Here is a 16080-nt window from a genome sequence, read left to right as displayed (position 1 = left end):
GGAAAACTCCCAGTTGTCGATGGCACGGACCGAAGGGGCCGCACTCTCCTCACTTTCGACTTGTTTTGTTCGAATGCCCCTCTGCGGCGTTCCCATGACACCCGATTCGCGAGCGGGCCCTGTCAGTTCTCCTGCACGAGCCCGGCGACGTGCGCGGTGACCGTGTCGAGGATGGCCGTCCAGACCGCGTCGTCGCCGAGCACGAGGTAGTTGAGCGTGAGACCGTCGGTCATGGCGGCCAGGTAGCGGGCCAGCACGGGAACGGGCACGCGCAGGCGCAGCCCCATGCTCTGCCGCAGCTGGTCGATGAGCTCGGTGTAGGCCTCGGCGTACAACTCGTACTGACGGCGTGCCAGGTGTTCGAAACCGGGCCGGCGCAACGCGTACTGCGTGAGCTCGTAGGTGAGCATGTGCTCGTCGGGGTGGGCGCGGACGTGGTCCCAGTAGGCCTGGAAGCCGGCCCGGACGGTCTCCTCCAGGGTGGCTCGGGGCCGTATGGCGTCCTTCACCACCGTCACGTAGTGCCCGGTGATGGTGGTGATGACGGACTCGACCAGCTGCTGCTTGGAGTCGAAGCAGTAGTGGAAGACGCTCAGCGAGACGCCCGCTTCAGCGGCGATGGACCGGGTCGTCGTCCTGGGGACGCCGTCCCGGGCCATCGCCCTGATCGCCGCTTCGGTGAGCTGTCGCCGCCGCTCGGCGGACGGCAGCCGTGCCATGGAACCCCTCTCGTGGTGTCAGCGGCTGTGGACGCCGACCTCGTGGAGGGAGTAGCCCCAGCCGGTGCCGCGTTCCAGGCCGTGGACGCGGACGTAGCGGGCGGGGGTTCCGGCGAAGCGCGCGGTGTCCAGACCGCCGTCACCGGCGGTCGTGGACCAGGCGGTCCGCCAGCTCGCGCCGTCGGCGGACAGCTCGATCCGGTACGACTTCGCGTATGCGCGTTCCCAGTCGAGGGTGACCCGCCCCACGGTCCGCGTGGAGCCGAGGTCGACCTGGTACCACTGCTCGTCGCTCCAGTCGCTGGCCCAGCGGGTACGCCGGTCGCCGTCGACGGCCCGGTGCGGCCCGTAGTCCGTGAACAGGCTCCCCTCCGAGGAACTGGCCGACGCGGCGGAGCCGGCCGCGAGGTCGACGCCGGACTCGTGGTTCTCGGAGGCCGCCCAGGTGCCGAGGTAGGACTCGGCGCCCCGGAACAGGTCGTCGACCGTGTCCTGGCCGCCGACGCGGCGGATGTCCTCGATCCAGTCCGGGACGAGGCCGTAGTGGGCGGCGCCGTCGGTGTTCAGGTCCCAGGTGCGCTCGCCGGTGGTCTGCCGGTCGATGACCGAGCCGCCGTCGACGCTCTTGAACGGGTACGTGACCTTGTTCGGCGCGTCCGCCCCGCGCGGTCCCGGCCAGCCGCCGACGCCGTTCATGTCGGTGCCGTAGCCGTACCCCACGCCGTACTTGTCGCGCAGGGCCTCCGTCCGCTTCGCCTCCGCGACGAAGCCCTCGGAGCCGTGCATGTACTGGGCGATGAAGCCGCCGAGGCCGTAGACCCGCTCGGTCCAGTCCAGGTCCATCCAGCTGTGCGAGGACAGCACGCCGGGGTAGGACTCGGCCTCGAAGATGTCGAGCACCCGGCCGGTGGCCTTGACGCTCATGTGGTCGATCTCCAGCATCATGCCGCGCTTCATCATGCCGCGCACGGCGTGTTCGCCGAGGTCGGTGAGCCCGCGCACGTTGCACTGCGCATCGGCGCTGTAGGAAGGCACCTCCTCACCCGCCGGGAGCTTCTCCTCGGCCGCGGGCGCCGCCGCGTTGCCGATCGGGTTGTCGGCCTGCGGGCCCGTGCACTTCTCCGTCTTCCAGTAGGTGCCGGTCGACAGGAACTGCCCGACGTTGATGGCCGTCCCGAGCGAGCCCGAGTCGAACCGCACCCCGCACAGGGCGTTGTCGAACTTGTGGCACAGGAACATGCTGCGCACGCCGAGCGCGTGGAGTTCGTCGAGCCCCTTGTCGATGTCGGCCTTGCTGCACTGCGCGATGTCCAGGACCTGCTTGCAGCCGAACGGTTCGGAGGTCTCGACCCCCATGACCACCGCCAGCTTGCCCTGCTCGATGACCTTGCGGGCCTGCGCGCTGTCGGTGACGACCCGGAACCAGCCCTTGCCGGGCCCGCCGTACATCTTGTCGACGAAGGCCTGCATGTCGTACGTCAGCTTGGCCTGGAGCCGGATGGACGTCATCTCGTCGCAGGAGCGGTCCTTGAAGAAGTACACCGAGCAGATGACGCCGTTGGTGACGAGGTCGTTGACGAGCACCCGCTGGCCGCCGCGCCAGGCCCGCTCGATCCAGGCGTAGTAGTTCTGCTGGTGGGTCAGCGAGTCGTGCGCGGGCCAGTCCTTGAAGGTGGGCCAGCCGTTCGGGTCGTGCTTGCCGTCGCCGCCGTTGGTGATGAAGTCGAAGACCGCGAGCGAGCCGTCCGGATAGTGCTCGGGGCAGTCCTTGAGTGCGTCGGCCACGCCCTGCTCGGAGAACGGCTTTCCGCAGATCAGACGGCCGCCGAAGGCCTCGTTGGAGAAGATGTGGTCGTGTGCGTCGACGAACCCGCGCACCTCGCCCGCGGCGTCGGTGCCGGTGAAGGGCTCACCCGTGACGTTGATCCGGGAGTCCGGCGCGGGCCGTGCGGTCGGGTCCCACCAGTCGTTCCCGGCCGCCGAACTCGGGGCGGCGCCGAGCGCGAGCGTCAGCACGAGCAGGAGGAGCGACACAACGGTGAGGTTCTTGCGTCGGCGGTACGGGCGTCCGGAACTGGTCACAGCCCACGTCCCTCGGTCGTCGGATCGCTCGGTCGCGTTGTCATGACCTCGCAAAGTGTGCGACGAGAATCGCCACTACCGCGTGATGAGTCAAGAGTCCGGGACGTTTGACCTGTTGACCGGGGCAGGACGGTTCACCCCGGCCGGGCTCCGGACCGACCCGGGGCAGCAGCAAACCCCAGGTCGCCGACCTGGGGTCACATGGCGCGGGTGACAGGGCCCGCCGGTGTTCGGCCCGATCAGCTCGGACCGTGATCGGGTACTCCGGCCGCGCCCCGCGCGGCGCGGCGGTACTCCGCGTTGATGCGCTGGGCTTCCTCCAGCTGGTCCTCGAGGATGACGATGCGGCAGGCGGCCTCGATCGGGGTTCCCCGGTCGACGAGCTCGCGGGCGCGCGCGGCGATCCGCAGCTGGTAGCGGGAGTACCTGCGGTGTCCGCCCTCCGAGCGCAGCGGAGTGATCAGACGGGCCTCCCCGATGGCACGCAGGAAGCCAGGGGTGGTGCCGAGCATCTCGGCGGCCCGGCCCATCGTGTAGGCGGGGTAGTCGTCGTCGTCCAGACGATTGCTGAGCGGGATATCAGCTGCCATGTCACCTCGTAGTGCAACGCGTCGAGGGGCCCTGGTGCCGTACGGCACCAGGGCCCCGAAGGAAATTCAACACCATCTGTCGGCCCTTGTGCTGCGCCGACCTTCTGTGTCCGCTACCCGGCCCGACTGCGGGAGGGGTGCGGGGATCGCGGCTGCGTGACCGGGGACCACCATCCAATCCGGGGTCTTGCGGTACCCGGACCGAGAACTCCCCGGCCGGGCGATCCTGATGGCGTCTGCTCCTCCGTCCTTCCTCGGTTCTGCTCTGACCATGTCTACGAGAAGAAGGCTAACCACGGTGAGGAGCAATGTCTACTCTGGCAAAGACAGATTTTGCGATCCGCCGGACAGCGACGTCCTACGGCCCCCGATGATCGACGGCAGGACTCCGGCACAGCGGTGAGGGCCCTGCCGACGCGCGTCGGCAGGGCCCTCACTGGTCTCTGGTGGCGGTCACCCGCCCGTGCTTCAGCCCTCCGGGATGTCCCGGAGGCGGACCCGGTCCGTGTAGGTGGCGGCGTCCCGGAGAACGGAGAGCCGGGCGAGGGTGACCACGCCCGTGCCCTGGTCGTCCCCGTCGCACAGGACCAGGTGATCGACCCGCGCACCGGCCATGAGGGACAGCGCCACCTCGACCGTCATGTCGTCACGGATGTGGGGCGCGTGAGCCGTGGCTCGGTGCTGCGTCAGGACCGGCGTCATGGGTGTCTCCTGCCGAGAGGGGCGGGCGGGTGGGCGCGGGACGCTACGCGGCGGAGCCGAAGCCCGTCCGCCGTTGCGCCCTCGGGCGTGCCGCCTCGCCGGCGGGACGGCCCTGGCCGGTGGGACGGCGGCCCCGCCTGCCCCGGGACGGGGCGGACGCACCGCGAGGGCGCTCCGCGCGGGGGGCGGTGACGACGACCGGGACACCGGACGGGGCCTGGGCACCCGTGATGCGGGTCAGCTCCGCCTCGCCGGACCGCACCTGGGCGATCCGGGGGGTGATGCCCGCCGACGTCATCAGCCGGCTCATGCCGCGACGCTGGCCCGGGGTCACCAGCGTGACCACGCTGCCGGACTCGCCGGCGCGGGCCGTACGGCCGCCGCGGTGCAGGTAGTCCTTGTGGTCGCTGGGCGGGTCCACGTTGACGACGAGGTCGAGGTTGTCGACGTGGATGCCGCGGGCGGCGACGTTGGTCGCCACCAGGACCGTCACGTGGCCGCTCTTGAACTGCGCCAGGGTCCGGGTCCGCTGGGGCTGGGACTTGCCGCCGTGCAGGGCCGCGGCGCGGACACCGCTCTTCAGCAGGTGCTCGGTCAGCGAGTCCACCGCGTGCTTGGTGTCGAGGAACATGATCACCCGGCCGTCCCGCGCCGCGATCTCGGTGGTCGTCCGGTGCTTGTCCGCGTCGTGCACATGGAGGACGTGGTGTTCCATCGTGGTGACCGCGCCCGCGGAGGGGTCGACGGAGTGGACCACCGGGTCGTGCAGGTAGGTGCGGACCAGCCGGTCGACGTTGCGGTCCAGGGTGGCCGAGAACAGCATCCGCTGGCCGCCGGGGCGCACCTGGTCGAGCAGGGCGGTGACCTGCGGCATGAAGCCCATGTCGGCCATCTGGTCGGCCTCGTCGAGGACCGTGATGTCGACGCCGTCCAGGCGGCAGTCGCCCCGGTCGATGAGGTCCTTGAGCCGCCCGGGCGTCGCGACGACCACCTCGGCCCCGCCGCGCAGCGCACTGGCCTGCCTGCCGATGGACATCCCGCCGACGACGGTGGCGAGCCGCAGGCTCACGGAACGGGCGTACGGCGTGAGCGCGTCGGTGACCTGCTGGGCCAGCTCACGGGTGGGCACGAGGACGAGGGCGAGCGGCTGCCGCGGCTCGGCACGCCGCCCGGCGGTCCGGGCCAGCAGGGCGAGGCCGAAGGCGAGGGTCTTGCCCGAGCCGGTGCGACCACGGCCGAGTACGTCACGGCCGGCCAGGGAGTTCGGCAGGGTGGCCGCCTGGATCGGGAACGGCGTGGTCACGCCCTCGTGGCCGAGGGTGGCCAGCAGCCGCGCGGGCATGTCGAGATCGGCGAACGACTCGACGGCCGGCAGCGGGGGCGTGATCGTCTTCGGCGGTGCGAACTCGCCCTGGGGAGCACGGCGTGTGCCGTAGCTCGTGGAGCGGCGCGGACCACCGGAGCGGCGGCCGGTGGCGTCGCCTCCTGAGAAGCGGTCGTATGCGCGGGATGTGTGGGCACGCTTCATGCGGGACCTTCCTTGAGGGCGCGTAGCAAGGAAATCCCGCAGCAGAGGAGCAGCGCAGAGAATCTCGAGACGAGCCGAAGTCGTGGGGCCGGGCCAGGCCGGCGGGAAAAAACAGCGAGCTGGGGCCCGCACCCCAGAGGTGCGGGCCCCAGCTGCGAAATCTGCGCGAGCGCGGATGTCAGGCGGGCACGATGTTCTCGGCCGTCGGGCCCTTCTGGCCCTGCGCGATGTCGAACGACACCTTCTGGCCTTCGAGCAGCTCGCGGAAGCCCTGGGTGGCGATGTTCGAGTAGTGGGCGAAGACGTCAGCGCCGCCGCCGTCCTGCTCGATGAAGCCGAAGCCCTTTTCCGCGTTGAACCACTTCACGGTGCCAGTAGCCATTTTATTTCTCCTTCGGAGGCGGTTTCGGGAATTCACTTTCTGCGAATTCCGTGTCGCCGTGATGATTACCCCGTAGGAAATGAACCTTCTGGCAACCACACCTGCAACTGAGATCGACAGTAGCACGGTGCGTTCGGCGCTGCGTGGCTCTGAAAATCCGTTTGGGCGTGCGATCGGGGAATATTCGGCGGGCCCCGCTTCTATTTCTCATTTTGCGGGCACAGATATTGCTCCCCGCAGGCGCGGCTCTTCCTGTCGCCCACCCGCGCACCGGCCCTGTGACCTCCGCCGATGCCCGGCAGGGCGGAGGTGACGCCGGAACGTCCCTGCCGCGACGAAGGTCACACCAGCCGTTCCGACCGCCCCTGGGCAGTGGTTACGTGCACATGTCACCGACCGGTTGCGGCGGTCCGGAAGTGAAGGCGGCGGGACTCCTCCGCCGATCCTGTCCGCGCCCGGTGGTGGCGGGCCGGCGCCGATCGGACGGGCGGCGATACCGCACCGGTATCGGCCTAGTTCTGAGCAGTACCATCACGGCGTGGAGACAAGGGAGTTGTGGTATTTCGTCGCCGTCGCCGAGAAGCTTCACTTCGGCGGGGGCGCCCAGCGGGGATCGCGCAGCCCTAGCTGTCGCGGGCGACTCGAAGCGGTCGAGGCCGACGAACGCCGCACCCGCCGCGCGGCGCTCGCTCCGGCCGGCTTGGACCGGCGTCCCGACCGGCGTGTCGGCCGACACGGCAGCCGAACCACAACACGCCGATAACATGTTCGAACTCGCGATGGTCCCTCCATCGCTCTCCATCTGCCCAGCCATTCGGATGAATCGGCCAAAAGATTGATAGCCAGAGCATCGCGGGTGTTTTCGCGAATAGGCGACATGAGTGCGTGGGGTGAGCGGCGCCGTTGGCGCGTGCTGCTGTGGGTCACGGCGGGCGTGGTCACGCTCGGGTTCCTCATCGCGCTGGAGGTCGCCGCACGCCGCTACGGCGAACCGGGGCCGATCACCAACCAGGTGAAGGCACTGGTCCTCGCCCCCAAGCCGGGGCCGCTGTACGGCGGTCTGGGGCTCATGATGGTCGTGCTCACCTGGCGGCAGCGGTTCATCGCGGCCGGCGCCGCGCTCGGTATCGACGGCGTCCTCCTGCTGGTGCGGTGGGCGGCGGACGCCGACATGACGGGCGGCCACGTCTTCGGCACGGGCGCGTTGTGGGTGATGCTGGGCACCGCGGCCATCGCCGTCACCCGCCGCACCGGTCCCGAACGCGTCCTGCTGCTGAAGGGCGTCGGGCTGGGCCTGCTGCTGGTCGCCGCCCGCAAGATCGGCGACACCTGGCTGCTCATCACGGCGAAGACCCGCCCGACGGTGCTCGACCAGTACGTGGCGACCGCCGACCACGCACTGGGCAACCCCTCCTGGCCGGCCGGCCGGATCGTCGAGGCCACCGACCCCTTCAGCACCCATCTCCTCCAACTGGTCTACGGCCAGCTCGCGGTGGCCGCGGTCGTCGTCGCCTTCCACCAGCTGCGCAACGTCACGGTCGAGCGCCGCTTCCCGAGCCATCACCTGGTGCGCACCTTCCTGGTGATCGGCCTTCTCGGACCGGCCATCTACATGATCTTCCCGGTGGTCGGCCCGGTCTTCGCCTACGGCCCGGGCGCCTCCGGCACCGGCGGAGTGCAGTGGGCGGCGGCCGACCTGTGGCCGCACACCCCGCTGCCGGTCACCACCCCGCAGCCGATGACGTACGACGGGATCACCCCCCGCAACTGCATGCCCAGCCTGCACACGGCATGGGCTGTCGCGATCTTCGTCCACACCCGCAGGGCGCCGCGGGCGCTGCGGCTCGCAGGTACGTTCTGGCTGGTCGTCACCCTCGCCGCGACCCTGGGGTTCGGCTACCACTACGGCGTGGACCTCATCGCCGGTGTGGTGTTCGCCCTCACCATCGAGGCGGCCCTGCGCTCACTCGACCGCGGCTGGGACCGGCCGGGAATCCTGCTGGTCACCTACGGCACCGCCGTCTTCACCGCGCTGCTGGTGTCCTACCGCTGTCTGCCGACGCAGATGGCCGCGTACCCGGAGGTGTCCGGGCCCCTGCTCATCCTGGCCATGACCTCGGTGATCTACGGCTTCGTACGCACCACCCCGAGGCCCTCCCCGCGGCTGCCGAGCCCCCGGCCCCCGGTCGAGGACGCCGCGCCAAAGGCCACGACCGGAGAGCAGGAAGGCCCCGCTGCCACGCCCAGGCGCGCCCCGGAGCCCCGCTGATCCCGCACTGAAGGAGAGCGGCTCGCCGGCGGGACCGGACTCCTCCGGCCAGGACGAACCGCACCGACGCGCGAGAACCACGGCTGCCGTGTCTGTTCTGCCCGGCGTGTCCGGGCTGTAGTTTGGTTAAGAAAGCCCCAAAAGAAGGGCGAATCGATGCCGTGGTTCCTGTGGCTGCTCGCTGCCGCGGCGCTGGGTGCCGCGGAGTTCTTCACCCTGACCCTGGTCTTCGGGCTGCTGGCGGGTGCCGCGCTGGTCGCCGCCGTGGTCGCCGGTGTCGGGGTCGGCCTGCTCGGCCAGCTCCTGGCCCTGGGGGCAGCGGCGGCGGCCGGCCTCGTCCTCGTCCGTCCGGTCGCGCTGCGGCACATGGCACAGCAGCCCCTCACCCGCGACGGCAGTGACGCGCTGATCGGGAAGCGGGCCGAGGTCGTGCAGGAGGTCACCGCGACCCACGGCCTGATCAAACTCTCCGGTGAGGAATGGTCCGCCCGAGCCCTCGACGAGAGCCATGTGATCCCGGTGGGGGCGCTGGTGGACGTCATGGAGATCGAAGGCGCCACCGCCATCGTCTACCCCCGCGAGCTCCTTCCCTGAACGGCTGAACACACAGCAACGGAGGCACTGTGGATCCAGTTGTCATCCCCATCCTCGTGGCGGCCCTCGTCATCGTCTTCCTCGTGGCCTCCACGGTGCGGATCGTCCCGCAGGCCCGCCGCTACAACATCGAGCGGTTCGGCCGGTACCGCCGGACGCTGCAGCCCGGCCTGAACCTGGTCCTGCCGGTGGCCGACCGCATCAACACCAAACTCGACGTGCGCGAGCAGGTCTATTCGTCCGACCCCCGGCCGGTGATCACCGAGGACAACCTCGTGGTGAACATCGACACCGTTCTCTACTACCAGATCACGGACCCGCGGGCGGCGGCGTACGAGGTCGCCGACTACCTCCAGGCGATCGACCAGCTCACCGTGACCACGCTGCGCAACGTCATCGGCAGCATGGACCTGGAGGAGACGCTCACCTCGCGCGAGGAGATCAACTCCCGGTTGCGCGCCGTCCTCGACGACGCCACCGGCAAGTGGGGCATCCGCGTCAACCGCGTCGAGATCAAGGCCATCGACCCACCGCACACCATCAAGGAGGCGATGGAGAAGCAGATGCGGGCCGAGCGTGACAAGCGGGCGGCCATCCTGCACGCCGAAGGAGAGCGGCAGGCCAAGATCCTCACCGCGGAAGGCACGAAGCAGAAGGACATTCTGGAGGCACAGGGCACGCAACAGGCCATGATCCTGCGGGCGGACGGCGAGGCCAAGGCGGTGGAGCTCGTCTTCCAGGCCGTCCACCGCAACAACGCCGACCCCAAGATCCTGGCCTACAAGTACCTGGAGACGCTCCCGCACCTGGCGAAGAGCGACAACAACACCTTCTGGGTGATCCCGGGCGAGCTGACCGAGGCGGTCCGGACCGTCACCCGGGCGTTCGGCGACGAGTCGACGGCAGGCCCTTCCCACCCCGCGCAACCCGAGGGAGCAGCCACCGCCGACGATGCCGCGCAAGGGGCCGGGATCCCGCAGCTCGACACGGGCTCGACGGTCGCCCTCGACGCAGCAGCGGCCGCCGACGAGGCCGGGAAGCAGGCCGCCGCAGCGGTGAGCGACGCCAAGGCGGAGGCAGAGGCCGCGAAGTCAGCGCAGGTGCCGCGCAGAGGGCGGGCGTCCGACGACTGAACCCCTGCGGGCTTGTGACGGGGAGGACCGAGTCCTGCCCCGCGCGATCCGCCACGCTTCCGGCACGCGTCATGCGTCGTCGCACCGCTCCGACACCAGCCCCGAGGGCCCGACGTCGAGAGGGTTGCGTGCGGCGGCCCGACCGCACCCCGGCCGGCGCCCCGCACCACCGGCGGCTCGCTGTGCGTGAGTCGTCAGCCGCAGCTGCACGCCGTCGCGGCGGAATCGGCTTTCGTTTCGGCGTCCTGACTGGTGCAACAGCCGTCCCGGGAGGCACTGGCGTCGGCGCTCTTGCCGAGGGAGTCGGCGTCAGCCTTCACGACGTAGACCTCCCAGGGCTCCCGGCCGGGACCGTGGACCCACACCTTGTCCTGGAGGGCGTAGCAGCATGACGTGTCGTTCTCCTCGAAGGTGGCCAGACCGGCGTCCTTGAGGCGAGAGGTGGCGGCGTTGACCTGCTCGGTGGACTCGACCTCGACGCCGAGGTGGTCCAGGCGCGTTTCCTCGCCGGGCTGCCCCTCGATCAGGACGAGCTTGAGCGGGGGCTCTGTGACGGCGAAGTTGGCGTAGCCCTCGCGCCGCTTGGCCGGTTCGGTGCCGAACAGCTTGGAGTAGAAGTTGATCGACGCTTCGAGGTCGCTGACGCGAAGGGCGAGCTGAAGGCGAGACATGGCACGACTCCCAACGGGTTGCATTGATGTCTGTCGATGCAACATTGCGCCCTGAATTGAAGGATGTCAACATAGAGAGATGTCGAATCAAGAGTTCGTCGTGCTCGGTCAGGACGCTGCGGCCGGCGGTTGTTGCCCCGCACTGCTCACGACTCCCTTGGACGAGGGGCAGGCGGTGGAGCCGGCCAAGGTGTTCAAGGCGCTGGGTGATCCGGTGCGGCTGCGTCTGCTGTCGGTGATCGCCTCACGTGCGGGTGGCGAGGTCTGCGTGTGCGACCTGACCCCGGCCTTCGACCTGTCTCAGCCGACGATCTCCCATCACCTCAAGCTGCTCCGGCGGGCGGGATTGATCGACTGCGAGCGGCGTGGCACCTGGGTCTACTACTGGCTGGTCCCGGAGATGACCGACCGGCTCGCCGCGATCCTGACCCGTCCGGCGGGAGAGGCGGTGCCTGGCCGCCCGTCGTCGGCCGTGGCCGCCTCGTGAACACTGCGGCTGCTGAGGGCCTGCCGGCCATGTCCCCGCTCCCGCCGGCCGGAGAGACCGGGGAGCCCGCCCGAGCGCCGTTGCCGCCCAAGCCTGGGCCGACTGTGGCGTCCGCTCAGCGTTTCGCGGGGTGCACCCTCCCTCTTCCGTTTCCGGCGTTCCTCGCAGCGTGAGGCCGGCTACGGTCCGTCGGGCCTGGTCGAGGAGTACGCTGGATTTACCGAGGATATGTCGGACACCGGCTTTCAGGCTCGTGTCGTTTTCGGCGATTCAATATTCCGGGCCGGCCTCGGTCGGTCCGGGGCAGGGTTCGCGTGATGATGGCGACCATTTCCCACCCGCCGACGACCGCAGCCGATGACCGGCCCTCCTCGCTCTCTCCGCGTCTGTCGCTGGCTCCCGCCGACTCCGAGCCGGCTCTGCTGGACGGCGCGTGGTGGCCCCGCTCCCGTGATCTCGGGGCGGAACTCCCGTCCTTGACCGCCGTACTGGATCCGTTGTGGGGGCGGATAACCAGGGTCACGGTGAATCCCATCCAGTGGCCGGCCATCCCGCGCAGGGTTCCCGTCGCCGGGCACGTGGTGAACGTGGGCTGGTTCCGGGACGAGCAGGATCCGCATGAACTGCTGTTGCTCTCCTACCACGTTGGCCGCTGGAACCTCTTGGTCGTCCCGCCGCAGACGGCTCCCGACTCGGCCGCATGGCTGATGGCCGCCGCGAGTGACCCGCGCGGTACGTCGACCGCGAGCCGGTTGATGGAGGAGGCGGCGCGCCTGCGGACGCTGCGCGACGCCGACCGCGTCGAGGAAGCGGTCTGGGACTCCGAAGGAGGGCACGGGTCACGCGACTCGGCCGCACCTCCACGGGTGCCGGCCATGACCGGCACGGTGCCGCAGCAGCCGATGGGAAGGTGAGGATGGTGGAAACCTTCGTTACCGTGGCCGTGATCACGGGACTGATCGTGGTCGGGGCGCTCCTCATCCGCCTGCTGAACTCGCAGCACGGCGACCGCATGGCCGCCATCCACTACGGCCGCACCGGGACGCCTGTCGCGGGACCGGCTCCGTCGGCTCGGCGCAGGGCCCGCGGCAGGGCGGCGACGAGCGGCACCGGCCGCCCCGACCGACCTCGGCCCGGCGTGAGCGGGCGACTTCGCCCGCGCGCCCGTGAAGCAGTGGGCCCCACCCTTCCGGCAGGTTCGCCCGGCCCGCCATCCGGCGGGCGGAACTGACCGCACTACCTGTCCGGTCCGTGGTGCATCCCCGGACGGCCGGTCCACCACGATGCTCGCCGACCGGGGCTCGTGGAACGGCCCTCCATCGACCACCCCGCACACCCTCGTACCCGGCACGCCGCGGGGCAGGACCCGGTTCGGCCACGACGGCTCGTCCACCACGATCCTCCGGCTGCGCCGTCCGCCGCCGATCACGGCCCGCATCATCGAGATCACCGGCTCGGCTCTCCTGGTCCACGAGTCCTCCACCGGCCGGAGGCCAACACGTCGGTCTCCCGAGGAGGCTCAGTCGAGGGCCGTGAGGTGATCGGCGTCGCCGCCTCGCCACTCGACGAGGAGGATGGTGGCGTCGTCGGTCGTGGTGCCGCCCCGTTCGTGTTTCAGGGCGTGCGAGAGCGACCGCACCACCGCCCGTACCTCGGCGCGGTCGCGCAGGATCCGGTCGGTCCACTCGATGAGCTGCTCCTCGCCGAACTGCTGCCCGCCGACCTGGTGCTCCTCGATCAGACCGTCGGTGAAGCACAGCAGCCGGTCGCCCGGTTGCAGCATCCGCTCGCTGACCACCGGCTCCTCGCCGCCGAAGCCGACGGGCAGCGTGGTGGGGCTCTCCAGCCGGTCCAACACGGCGCGGTCACGGATCAGGAACGGAGCCGGGTGGCCGGCGTTGACCCACTGCAGCCGGCCCGTGGTGACGTCCAGGATCATCATCTGCGCGGTGACGAAGTGGTCAGGGCCGAACTGGTCGTTGATGGCCCGGTCCATGAACGCGTACACCTGAGACAGATCGGTGTGGGCCCGTCGCGTGTGGCGGTAGGCGCCGACGGCCACCGTCGCCATGGTCGCCGCGTCCAGCCCGTGGCCCATCGCGTCGAGCATGGCCACGTGAAGGATGTCGCCGTTGAGGGCGTAGTCGAAGCTGTCGCCGGCCACGTCGTAGGCGGGCTCCAGGATTCCGGCCACCTCGACCTGCGGAACGGTCATCGACAGCGGGGGCAGCAACGACCACTGGATCTCCGCGGCCACGCTCATCGGGGCGCTGCGGCGGGCCTGGAAGAACAGGTCGGTGTAGGCGTCCTTGGTGACGATCATGTCCGCGACCAGACCGGCGAGTCTCCGCAGCAGCCGCCGGTCGTCGTCATCGATGCTGTCCAGGGTGACGGCCATGACCCCGATCTGGTCGCTGCCGTCCAGCAGTGGCAGATACATCCGCACGCTGCCGCGCTGCGGCACCTCCACCGTTCTGCGGCTCAGGAACGCCTGGCCCGCGGGGGAGCCCTCGACCGACTCGGGGCCGCCGACCTTCAGCCTCCGACCCGGCAGCGGCACCAACAGCACCTGTTCGTAGTCCTGCAGAAGGATGGAGACCTCCCGCCCCCCGACCCTGGCCACCTCCTCCGCGACGAGTGGGGCGATCAAGTCCGGCGGCATCTCGTGGGCACGGTCCAGCAGCACGCCCAGCAGTCGTTCGCCGAAGCCCTCCGACCGGTCCACCCCGACCTTGTCCGGCCGCCGCCCACCGTCCGTCATCGCTGCTGCTTCCCCTCGTTCCTGGGTGATGGCGAGCCGATCGCGCCATGGGTGGCATGTCGTCCCGAGCGCCCCTTGCCGAGCAGAGCTTGGGCAGAAAGGTGACCCTTCACCATCGTAGGCACCACTGCTGCATTTCATCCGTAATGCCTGCAAAGCAGACGAGTGGGAGTCAGTCCTGGTCGCCGTTGCGGGGGTGATCGGAGCCGTGTGCGGGTCAGTCATGCGGTGTGGCGTCACTTGCTCCGGGCATCAATGGAGTGTGAGTCCTTGGGTACGTCGTATCGGCTTGGCGGTCGGCTTGGTGGCAGCCGTCGTCGCCGTGCTGATCGCCGCCTTCTGGGGCATTCAAAGGCTTTGAGCTGGAGCCCGGCGGCGCAAGCCTGTCGGGCGTCGCCCGTAATCGAGTCGGCGCCGACCCCTCTCACCGGTGAAGCCCGTCGGCCAGTGGGTGATGGCTGTGCCGCCACGCGCCCCGTCGCTATCGAGCGCAGGCGTCGATCAACATGGTGATCACCGGGATTCCGTGGTGTCACTCTGTGGGTGGGGGCAGTCACACGGACACCCGGAAGTGCCGGTAGGAAAAATACTGCATTCGGCTCCGCTCGCTCGAATTCAAGCTATTTTCGTAGTGCTGTGCGCCGTTTGAATGAGTGGAGATTCTTCTGTCTTGTTCAAGTCGGTTACAACGATAGTTCTGCGTAATATGCCGTTGCGTAATAGCGGTAAGGCTTCCCGGGTGATGGGTACGGCCCGGTACGCCACGGTCCTCACAGGATTGGCATTTCGATGAAGCTGAAAATCCCTCAAGTGGCTGGCCGGCGTTCCGTGTCCGGCGTCCTGGTCTCGGCCCTCGCTGCGACGGTCGCCGCCGTGTTGGTCGCTGTGACGCCGACGACGGCGGTGGCGATCGCCACGGCTCCGGGGCTGGGCACAGCGGCCACCTATTCCGTCCTGGCGGGCCAGGGTGTGACCAACACCGGCCCGACCGTGCTCTACAACGACCTCGGGACCTCCCCGAACCCGGCTGTGACCGGATTCCCGCCCGGTGAGGTGCGCGGTGCGGTGCACCGCGGGGACGCCCAGGCCCTTCAGGCCAAGGCGGACCTCGTCACGGCGTACAACAACGCGGCCGGCCAGGCACAGGACTTCGCGCTCGATTCGGTGATCGGTGCGGGCCAGACGCTGGACCCAGGTGTCTACACCCGTGAATCCGGCGGTGTCCAGATCAACGGCACCCTGACCCTGGACGCCCACGGAGACCCCAACGCCGTCTGGGTCTTCCAGATCCCGTCGACTCTGATCACGGCAACGTCCAGCCAGATCCTCCTCACGAACGGCGCTTCGGCCTGCAACGTGTTCTGGCAGGTCGGCAGTTCGGCCACCCTCGGCACCAACTCCGTCTTCGTCGGCACGATCATGGCGCTGACCTCGATCAGCGTGACGACGGGAACGAACATCGAGGGCCGGGCGCTGGCCCGTAACGGCTCTGTGACGCTCGACAACAACCGGATCTTCCTCGGCGGATGCGCCGGCGCCACCACGGGTGGAACGACGACGGGAACCACCACCGGCACGACGACCGGAACCACCACGGGCACGACCACCGGCGGAGGGCTCCTCGGCGGCGGTCTCGTCAGCGGCGGCCTCGTCACCGGCGGTCTCCTGGGCGGACCCATCGCCTCGCCCGGCAGCACCTCGGGCAACGTCGCCGGCAGCACGTCGGGGAACACCGCCGGCAACACATCGGGGAACACCGCCGGCAACACGGCCGGCAACACCACCGGCGGGAACGGCGGAGACAACGGCGGCGGTCACGACCAGGGACCGGGCGGGCCGGGCCATGACGACAAGCCCGGAAGGCCGGGTCATGACGACAAGCCCGGAAGGCCGGGTCATGACGACAAGCCCGGAAGGCCGGGCCACGACGGCGGGCACGGACACGGCAAGCCCGGCCATGGTGACGACTCCGGCCACGGCAAGCGGCCCCACGAGGAGTACGGCTACGGCGAGCAGCCCCACGAGAAGTACGGCTTCGGCAAGCAGCCCCACGAGAGCTACGGCCACGACGGCACGCCCGAGGGTCATAAGGGCGACGACCACTCCAAGCGCCACGACGGCTAGGCAACGTACTGCGGTCAGCACGCTCACCCGGTGACGGC

14 protein-coding genes are annotated in these 16080 nt (G+C 69.6%); 6 read left to right on the top strand and 8 right to left on the bottom strand.

Annotated features, from left to right (window positions below; all coding sequences use genetic code 11):
* Window positions 1-122: 122 nt before the first annotated feature.
* The 6 genes from ACFY9S_RS05935 to ACFY9S_RS05910 form a co-directional block, all read right to left on the bottom strand.
* Window positions 123-719 carry a TetR family transcriptional regulator gene (locus ACFY9S_RS05935; protein ID WP_391123516.1) on the bottom strand — a complete coding sequence of 199 codons (597 nt, stop codon included), beginning with the start codon at window positions 717-719 and terminating at the stop codon, window positions 123-125.
* An 18-nt stretch (window positions 720-737) separates the two neighbouring features.
* On the bottom strand, window positions 738-2801 hold the full coding sequence (locus ACFY9S_RS05930) for a discoidin domain-containing protein (protein WP_391123513.1): 2064 nt from the start codon (window positions 2799-2801) through the stop codon (window positions 738-740).
* A gap of 239 nt (window positions 2802-3040) precedes the next feature.
* Complete coding sequence (locus ACFY9S_RS05925; protein WP_391123510.1) at window positions 3041-3391, bottom strand: MerR family transcriptional regulator; 351 nt, start codon at window positions 3389-3391, stop codon at window positions 3041-3043.
* Between the two features lie 468 nt (window positions 3392-3859).
* On the bottom strand, window positions 3860-4093 hold the full coding sequence (locus ACFY9S_RS05920; RefSeq protein WP_391123507.1) for a CBS domain-containing protein: 234 nt from the start codon (window positions 4091-4093) through the stop codon (window positions 3860-3862).
* Window positions 4094-4136: 43 nt separating this feature from the next.
* On the bottom strand, window positions 4137-5621 hold the full coding sequence (locus ACFY9S_RS05915; protein WP_391123504.1) for a DEAD/DEAH box helicase: 1485 nt from the start codon (window positions 5619-5621) through the stop codon (window positions 4137-4139).
* A gap of 178 nt (window positions 5622-5799) precedes the next feature.
* Window positions 5800-6003 carry a cold-shock protein gene (locus ACFY9S_RS05910; RefSeq protein WP_028799214.1) on the bottom strand — a complete coding sequence of 68 codons (204 nt, stop codon included), beginning with the start codon at window positions 6001-6003 and terminating at the stop codon, window positions 5800-5802.
* A gap of 877 nt (window positions 6004-6880) precedes the next feature.
* Between ACFY9S_RS05910 and ACFY9S_RS05905 the strand changes: the two genes are divergently transcribed.
* From ACFY9S_RS05905 to ACFY9S_RS05895, 3 genes are all read left to right on the top strand, one after another.
* The gene (locus tag ACFY9S_RS05905) at window positions 6881-8272 is read left to right on the top strand and encodes a DUF5933 domain-containing protein (RefSeq protein WP_391123501.1); all 1392 of its coding nucleotides are present in this window, start codon (window positions 6881-6883) and stop codon (window positions 8270-8272) included.
* 156 nt (window positions 8273-8428) lie between these two features.
* Window positions 8429-8866 carry an NfeD family protein gene (locus tag ACFY9S_RS05900; RefSeq protein WP_391123498.1) on the top strand — a complete coding sequence of 146 codons (438 nt, stop codon included), beginning with the start codon at window positions 8429-8431 and terminating at the stop codon, window positions 8864-8866.
* A gap of 29 nt (window positions 8867-8895) precedes the next feature.
* The gene (locus ACFY9S_RS05895; RefSeq protein WP_391123495.1) at window positions 8896-9999 is read left to right on the top strand and encodes an SPFH domain-containing protein; all 1104 of its coding nucleotides are present in this window, start codon (window positions 8896-8898) and stop codon (window positions 9997-9999) included.
* Window positions 10000-10193: 194 nt separating this feature from the next.
* Here the strand turns inward: ACFY9S_RS05895 and ACFY9S_RS05890 are convergent, their stop codons facing one another.
* Window positions 10194-10670 carry an ArsI/CadI family heavy metal resistance metalloenzyme gene (locus ACFY9S_RS05890; protein ID WP_391123492.1) on the bottom strand — a complete coding sequence of 159 codons (477 nt, stop codon included), beginning with the start codon at window positions 10668-10670 and terminating at the stop codon, window positions 10194-10196.
* Window positions 10671-10749: 79 nt separating this feature from the next.
* On the opposite strand from ACFY9S_RS05890, the gene ACFY9S_RS05885 reads away from it, so the two are divergent.
* Window positions 10750-11157: a metalloregulator ArsR/SmtB family transcription factor gene (locus ACFY9S_RS05885; protein ID WP_391123489.1), complete on the top strand. Its 408-nt coding sequence runs from the start codon at window positions 10750-10752 to the stop codon at window positions 11155-11157.
* 317 nt (window positions 11158-11474) lie between these two features.
* On the top strand, window positions 11475-12071 hold the full coding sequence (locus ACFY9S_RS05880) for a DUF5994 family protein (RefSeq protein WP_391123486.1): 597 nt from the start codon (window positions 11475-11477) through the stop codon (window positions 12069-12071).
* A gap of 605 nt (window positions 12072-12676) precedes the next feature.
* Here ACFY9S_RS05880 and ACFY9S_RS05875 read toward each other — a convergent pair.
* Window positions 12677-13918 (bottom strand): SpoIIE family protein phosphatase, encoded by a 1242-nt coding sequence (locus tag ACFY9S_RS05875; protein ID WP_391123483.1) that lies wholly within the window; start codon window positions 13916-13918, stop codon window positions 12677-12679.
* 789 nt (window positions 13919-14707) lie between these two features.
* Here ACFY9S_RS05875 and ACFY9S_RS05870 point away from each other — a divergent pair.
* Window positions 14708-16042 carry an ice-binding family protein gene (locus tag ACFY9S_RS05870; protein ID WP_391123480.1) on the top strand — a complete coding sequence of 445 codons (1335 nt, stop codon included), beginning with the start codon at window positions 14708-14710 and terminating at the stop codon, window positions 16040-16042.
* The last annotated feature ends 38 nt before the right edge of the window (window positions 16043-16080 follow it).

Origin of the sequence: Streptomyces sp. NPDC012474, assembly GCF_042955185.1 — a bacterium.
GTDB classification, from domain to species: Bacteria; Actinomycetota; Actinomycetes; order Streptomycetales; family Streptomycetaceae; genus Streptomyces; species Streptomyces cahuitamycinicus.
Note: the sequence above shows the minus strand (reverse complement) of the source record. Positions and strands in the feature narration are given on the sequence as shown.